Source organism: Gemmatimonadaceae bacterium (genome assembly GCA_019752115.1).
In the GTDB taxonomy this organism is placed as follows: Bacteria; Gemmatimonadota; Gemmatimonadetes; order Gemmatimonadales; family Gemmatimonadaceae; genus Gemmatimonas.
In genome coordinates this window covers 20,097-27,564 of the sequence record JAIEMN010000044.1, presented here as the reverse complement: position 1 = coordinate 27,564, position 7,468 = coordinate 20,097, and the positions used below count along the sequence as shown (strand labels likewise).

Annotated in this window: 2 protein-coding genes; one reads left to right on the top strand and one right to left on the bottom strand. The window is 67.9% G+C overall.

What is annotated here, in order from left to right; translation table 11 throughout:
• Window positions 1-198: 198 nt before the first annotated feature.
• Complete coding sequence (locus tag K2R93_17945; GenBank protein MBY0491726.1) at window positions 199-3,114, bottom strand: hypothetical protein; 2,916 nt, start codon at window positions 3,112-3,114, stop codon at window positions 199-201.
• 232 nt (window positions 3,115-3,346) lie between these two features.
• Here K2R93_17945 and K2R93_17940 point away from each other — a divergent pair, with 232 nt between their 5' ends.
• Entirely contained in the window at window positions 3,347-7,459 is a 4,113-nt protein-coding gene (locus K2R93_17940) for a DUF11 domain-containing protein (protein MBY0491725.1), read from the top strand.
• The last annotated feature ends 9 nt before the right edge of the window (window positions 7,460-7,468 follow it).

Genomic DNA, 7,468 nt, shown 5'->3' with positions numbered 1-7,468 from the left:
CGATTCTCGCGCAGGACCCAGCCGCGAGGCCACCACGGTGGCCTTGACTAGTTGGCCTTTCTCATAGAAGGCATCCACGAGATCCGAGTCATCCCTGGGCAGGCGGCTTCCGCCGCGAGCCATTCCGGCATTGCCTTGGACCTCGTGGATGTCTTGGATGTGATCAGTTCATCGATCTGGCCCTCTTGCGACGCCAGACTACGGCGCCAACCCGGCACTCCGCGGATCAGGCGCCACGTGGAATGTTCGGGTCTGAACCACGCCATCCACGGTGAGGCGCGCCGTGAACATCCCCGTCTGCTGCTGCGGCGCACCAACGCCGCCGCCGTCGCCGCCGCGGCGACCGCCGCCGCTGACCGGATTCCAGATGACCCGGTGCATCCCCGCCCCCGCGTTGAACGGCGCCGGCGGCACCCGCCACAGCGCACTGGTATTCGGGAGGCGTCCCGGCGCCGCCCCACCACCACGACCACCGGCTGGCGCCGCTGCGCCCGGCGCGTTGGTGAAGGTGCGCACCACCGTGCCGGTGGCATCGAGAATCTCAATCGTGACCGGCCCCTTGGGCGCCTGCGCGAGCCAGTAGTCGATCGGCACGCCCGGCTCCGGATTGGGCGCCTGCGGTTCGTCCTTCTGCAGTGGCGTGCCGTTGTCGCTCGTGGTGAGCACGTTCACCGTATCGCTCGGCTGGAACAGATGCACCGTGGACGCCACGATCGCGTCGCTCAGCTGGCGCAGCGGCGCGATATCGTCGATGACCCAGATGCCGCGACCGTGCGTCCCCACGATGAGATCGTTGCCGTAGATCTGGAAGTCGCGCACGCTGGTGACCGGCAGATTGAGCTGCAGCGGCTGCCACGTGTCGCCATCGTCGAAGCTCACGAACGCACCGCGCTCGGTGCCGGCAAAGAGCAGCCCCGGGCGCTTGGGATCGGCCTTGATGGTGTGGCAGTAGCCTTCCGCCGGAAGCCCCTTCGTGATCAGCTGCCACGTCTTGCCCTGATCGCGCGTGCGATAGAGATAGGGCGCGAAATCCTCGAGCTGATGCCGATCGACGCTCGCGTACGCCACGTTCACGTCGTGATACGCCGCCTCGATCATCGTCACGCGGCTCCAGCTGGTGAGCGCGGGCGGCGTCACGTCCTTCCACGCTTTCTGATCGAGCGTGAGATGGATCAGACCATCATCGGTCCCCACCCACACCATCGCGGGCGCGAGCGGACTTGGCGCCACCGTGTACACCACCCCGCGCTTGCCATTGCGATCGACCTGCTCGGCGGCCGTGGCATCGAGATTCGCGGGAATCCCCGGATTGGGGCGCGTGAGATCGTCACTCAGCCGCGTCCATGAGCGGGCGCCGTCGGTGCTGCGGAAGACGTACTGATTCGCATAGAACAGCTGATGCGGATCGGCCTTCGAGATCACGAGCGGCTGCGTCCAATCCGTGCGCGCTGCTTCCGGCCCGCGCGGCGCCGTGGTGCCGGGAATGGCCGCGTTCTTTTCGAGATCCCAGCGCTCGCCGGTGCCTCCGTACACCACGCCCGGGTGCAGCGGATCGCCCGCGGTGTAGCCGCTTTCACCACCGGGCGCGATCGGCTCCCAGTCGCGCGTGGAGATCTGGCCGAACTTGCCGCGTGATCGCACGGCTACGGCGCCACTGTCCTGCTGCGCGCCGGTCACCCAGTACGGAAAACGATAGTCTACCGAGATGTGATACACCTGCGCGGTGGCCTGATTGAGCCACGAGCTCCACGTCACCGCCATCGGGTCGGCGGTGCGCGCATTGCGCGTGATGATGGCGCCCTGATCGCTCGCGACAATCATGGTGTCGGAGTCATCGGGGCTCACCCACGCCTGATGATAGTCGTCGCCGCCCGGTGAGCCGCGCAGCGCCACCCACGTCTTGCCACCATCCATGGAACGCGAGACGCTCACGTTGGGCACGTACACGATGTCCGCGTTCTTTGGGTCCACAGCAATCTTTTCGAAGTACCACCCGCGCCCCCAGAGCGCGGGATCGCCGCTGAGCCGCGTCCACGTCGCGCCGGCATCATCGCTGCGGAACACCCCGCCCTGCCCGTTCGCCTGCGGTACCCCCACCTGCGCCGGCGCGGCCTGCTGACCGGGCTCGGGCAACAGACAATCGATCACCGCGTACACGCGCTTCGGATTGCTCGGGCTCACCGCAATGCCACTGCGCCCGATGCCGTCGGCGGGCAGCCCCTTGGTCATCTTCGTCCACGTGTTGCCGCCATCCACACTCTTGTAGAGCCCACCGCCCGGGCCGTTCGTGGGTGCATACGTGAACCAGGGCGGACGGCGCGTGGCCCACAACGCCGCGTACACCACCTTGGAGTCGGTGGGATCGATCACGACATCCACCGCGCCCACGTTCGGGTTGGGCCCCAGCACCTTCTGCCACGACTTGCCACCGTTCGTCGACCGGAAGACGCCGCGCTGTTCACTCGCCGAGTAGAGCTTGCCGATGGCCGCCACGAAGACCATGTCGGGGTTCTTCGGATCAACGGCGACCTTGCCGATGTGATGCGTCTGCTCGAGGCCAAGGTGCGTCCAGGTCGCACCGGCATCGGTGCTCTTGTACACGCCGTTGCCGTAGCCGGTGGAGTCGCGCAGCGTGCTTTCGCCGCTCCCCACGTACACCGTGTCCGGGCGGGAGGGCGCCACGGCGATCGCGCCGATCGATGCCACCGGCTGCTCGTCGAACACCGGGCGCCAGACGCGGCCGGCGTCCACGCTCTTCCAGACGCCGCCGTTCACACCACCATAGTAGAACTCGTTCGGCTTCCCCGGCACGCCGCTGACGGCAGCCACCCGCCCGCCCCGGAAGGGGCCCAGGTGGCGCCAGCGGAGGCCCGCATAGCTCGCGGCGGGAGGCGGCGCCGAGAGGTGCCCGATGGCGGCGGGCGTCGCCGCGGCATCCAGGACCCCATCGGCCAGCGCATCCGGCGCGGCGGGGGAGCGTAGCCCCTGCGCCCGCGCGGCAAGCGGCAGACCGAGAGAGACCGCCGCGCCGGCCAGACTGGCGCGCAGCAGGAAGGCGCGACGCGACAGCTCAGCGGCCGGCGTGTCGGGCAGATCGGGGAGGTCGTGCGACATGGCAGGGAGGGAGCCGGGGCGGGGTCCGGATGGGCACTGCGTCCAATCTGCAGCCGGGCACGCGATCACGGCGGACGGTCGGCCAATTCCCAGTACGGCCTGCGGGATGAGCAAACATTCATTGCAATTGTTGCTCAGCGATGTGAAGCGAGGGACAGGGCGCGTCGAGACTGCCAGCCAGCGGTGCCCCACGCCGATCAGTGGGCGCATCCCAATCTGCTTGGAGCCTCACATGACCCAGTTCTCCGATCGTGCACGCTGGCGCCTCCGGGCCGCCGGAACGATCGCCCTGCTCGCGCTGTCCGGCGCGACCCTCCGTGCCCAGAACATCATCAGTGTGCCCTTCACCGCGGGCTTCATTGGCACGCGAGGCACATCGGCCGGCACCGCCAACAACGTCCTCACCTACGCCACCCTGGGTATTGCGAGGACGTTCTTCATTCAGAACTCGTCCACGAATCAGTTCGAGATCCAGGGGAACGACATCCCCGGCACCCTGCGACTGGTGCGCACCAATGGCACCACGGTGGACATTCCCGCCTCCGTGAATTGGCGGAACAGCGGCGGCACCACCTATCTGATTGGCATTCTCCCCCGTCCGGCGAGCCCGATCACCTGGACGTACGGCAGCGGCAGCTCCATTCAGATCACCGATGGCAGCAGCAATGGAGGCTCGAGCATCGGCGGCTACATCGCCGGCAACAGCACCACCCCGCTGGCCGACGGGCAGTCCACCAACGGCAACGCTGCCCAGTCGGGCGCGCTGAACGGGCTCAACAGCTATCTGGCGACCGTCGTGCAGTCGCGCCCCGCCGGTCCGGTGACCGTCACGGCGCTGACAACGACGAGCACGTCGCCGACCATCAGCGGTACGGTTACGCTCGCCGCCGGCGAGACCTTCGCCGTCGTGGTGAACGGCAAGCAGTACACCACGAGTTCGTCGCCCGCACTCACCATCGTGGGGACCACCTGGTCGCTCACACCGAGCCCCGCGCTCAGCGTCGGGACGTACGAGGTCACGGCAACGATCACCAACGCCGACGGCTTCACGCTCTCCGACGCGACCACCAATGAACTGGTGATCAACGCGTCCACCGGCACGGTCACCATCGGCGGCAGCTTCACGGCCAACAACAAACTGTACGATCGCACCACCGCCGCGACCGGAAACACCGGCAGCCTCACGCTATCCGGGGTGAACGGTGGCGATCAGGTGACGATCGCGTCGGTGACATTGGCGTTCCAATCGTCGGGCGTTGGCACCGGCAAGACGGTCGTCATTTCCGCGGTAACGCTCGGCGGCACCAACGGCGGCTCCTACACCGTGAATCTCGCGGGCGCGCCCACAGCCACGGCGAACATCACCGCCAAACCACTCACGCTGAGTGGCAGCTTTACGGCGTCGAACAAGCAGTACGACCGCACCACCGCCGCGACGATGGCCACGAACAGCCTCACGCTGAGCGGCGTGATCGCACCGGACGCGGTCTCCATCAATAGCGTGACCGCCGCCTTCGGCACCGCCACGGTGGCGAATGGCAAGACCGTCTCGCTCACCGCGGCGACCATCACCGGTGCCGATGCGGGGAACTACAGCATCAGTGTGGCCGGCGCGCCGACCACCACCGCCAACATCACAGCCAAACCGCTCACCATCACCGGCAGCTTCACCGCCAGCGACAAGAACTACGACGGCAACACCAGCGCGACCATCGCGACCAACAGCCTCGCGCTGAGCGGCGTCATTGCGCCGGATGCGGTGTCGCTCACGAGCGAAACGGCCGCCTTCGGGACGGCGGGCGTGGGCGCGAACAAGATCGTGTCCCTCGCGAGCGCCAGCCTCACCGGCGCCGACGCGGCGAACTACTCGCTCACGCTCAGCGGCGCCCCGACCACAACGGCCAGCATCCTCGCCGTGGGCACAGCGATCACCGTGAGCGGCACCTTCACCGCGAGCAACAAGGTCTACGATCGCACGACGACCGCCACCGGCAACACCACCGGGCTGACACTCGTGGGCGTGAATGGGGGCGATCAGGTCTCGATCGCCGCCGTGTCGCTCGATTTCCAGTCGGCTCCGGTGGGCACCGGCAAGACGGTCGTGATTTCCTCGATCACGCTCGGCGGGGCCAACGCGGGCAGCTACAGTGTGGATCTCACCGGTGCGCCAACGGCCACCGCCGACATCACACCGGCGCCGCTGACGCTCACCGGCAGCTTCACGGCGTCCAACAAGGAGTACGACCGCACCACCAGCGCCACGCTCGCCACCAACAGCCTCACGGTGAGCGGCGTCGTCGCACCGGATGTCGTGTCGATCAACAGCGTCACCGCCGCCTTCGGTACCGCCACGGTGGCCAACGGCAAGACGGTGTCCCTCACGGCGGCGACCATTACCGGCGCCGACGCGAGCAACTACAGCATCAGCGTGAGTGGCGCGCCCACCACTACCGCCAACATCACGGCCAAACCGCTGACGATCGGGGGCAGCTTCACCGCCAACAACAAGCCCTTCGACGGAACGGCGACGGCGACGATCGGCACCAACAGCCTGACGTTGCCCGGCGTGATCGCCCCGGACGTGGTCTCTCTCACCGGCGTCAGCGCCGTGTTCAGTTCCGCCACAGTGGCCAACGGCAAGACGGTATCGCTCTCGGCGGCCAGCCTGACCGGCGGGGACGCCGGCAACTACAGCCTGAGTCTGGCCGGCGCGTCGACCACTACGGCCAACATCACGCCCGTGGGTGGGCCGGTCACCATCAGCGGCACGCTCCGCGCCGACAACAAGGTCTACGACCGCACCACCAACGCCACCGGCACCCTGAGCGGCCTCACGCTCGTCGGCGTGAGTGGCGGGCATCAGGTCGCCATCAGCGAAGCAGTGCTCGCCTTTGATGACGCGGCAGTGGGCACGGGCAAGACCGTGCGCATCGTGAGCGTGACGTTGGGCGGTACGAACGCCGGGCTCTACTCGGTGGACTACACCGGCGCCCCGACGACCACTGCGGCGATCACGCCACGCACCGTGACGCTGACCGGCGCCTTCACAGCGAGCGACAAGCGTTTCGACAACACCACCGGCGCCACGGTCACCAGCCACACGCTGACAGTGCAGAACATCGTGGCGCCGGATGCAATCACGGTGACCGATCTCGAAGCCGCCTTCGACTCGCCCGCCGTGGGCACGAACAAGCCGGTCTCACTGACCAACGCCCGTCTCAGCGGGACCGGCAATGCCAACTACACCCTCTCCTTGATCGGCGCGCCGCGCACGACCGCGTCGATCACGGCGCTCACGCCGCCGGGCGCACCGACCAACGTGCAGCTCACCAGTGGGGATCGACAGCTCACCGTGTCGTGGCAGCTGCCGCTCACCGAAGGGTGCAGCCTGGTCACTGGCTACACCGTCTCGTGGTCGCTCGATGGCACCACGTGGACCACGCTCACCGTGAACGGTCGCACGACCCTCTCCGCCGTCATCGCGCCGCTGACGAACAACCAGCCCGTGCAGGTGCGCGTGACCGCCCGCAATGAGTGCGGCGAGAGTGCACCGTCGGCGATCGCGGGCCCGGTGGCCCCCGTCGGTCCAGCACCTGTCGGCCCGACCGGCGCCCCGCCCACGGTGCCGCCGGGCAACGGCACGACGACCACGCCCGCCGGCACGGTGCCCGTCACGACCACCGTCGTGCAGGACACAACGCTGCGGCTGACGGCGGGCCCGATCACGCTCTCGCTCCGTTCGAAGGATCAGAGCGGCGCGCCGATCGCCGTGGACACCAACAAGGCGATCGTGCTCGATCGTGGCGGGCAGGCGGCGACCGACGGCACCGGCTTCAAGCCGGCGACGGTCGTGACCCTCTACCTCTATCCGAAGAACGGGACGCCCATTCTGCTCGGGACGATCCCGGTCACCGCCAATGGCACCTTCACCGGCGCCGGTCTCATCCCCGCGTCGCTGCCGCCAGGCGAGTACACGCTGCAGGTGATCGGGATCGATAACACCGGAACCCCGCGCAGTGCCGCACTCGGAGTCACCGTGACCGATCCGCCGCCGATGCTCGAGTTTGCGGTCACGCCAAGTACGGTGACGCCCGCCGTCGGCGATACGATCACGCTCACGCTCACCGTGACCAACATCGGCACCGGCGCGGCCACGAACGTCGTGATTCCACGCGCCTTCAACGAGCCGGGGTTCCGGATCGTGCAGACGACGCCGCTGGATGGCCGCTATGACGCGGCGAGCATGACGTGGACCATCGACCGCATCGAAGCTGGTGGCGTGGCGCGGCTGCGCTTCACCGCCATCGTCCTCCCGCCCACCGGTACGGAGGGCCTCCGTCCATGATCTCCCCCA

Coding starts and splice junctions, on each gene's coding strand:
- K2R93_17945 (MBY0491726.1), bottom strand. CDS start 3,114: ATGTCGCACGACCTCCCCGATCTGCCCGACACGCCGGCCGCTGAGCTG.
- K2R93_17940 (MBY0491725.1), top strand. CDS start 3,347: ATGACCCAGTTCTCCGATCGTGCACGCTGGCGCCTCCGGGCCGCCGGA.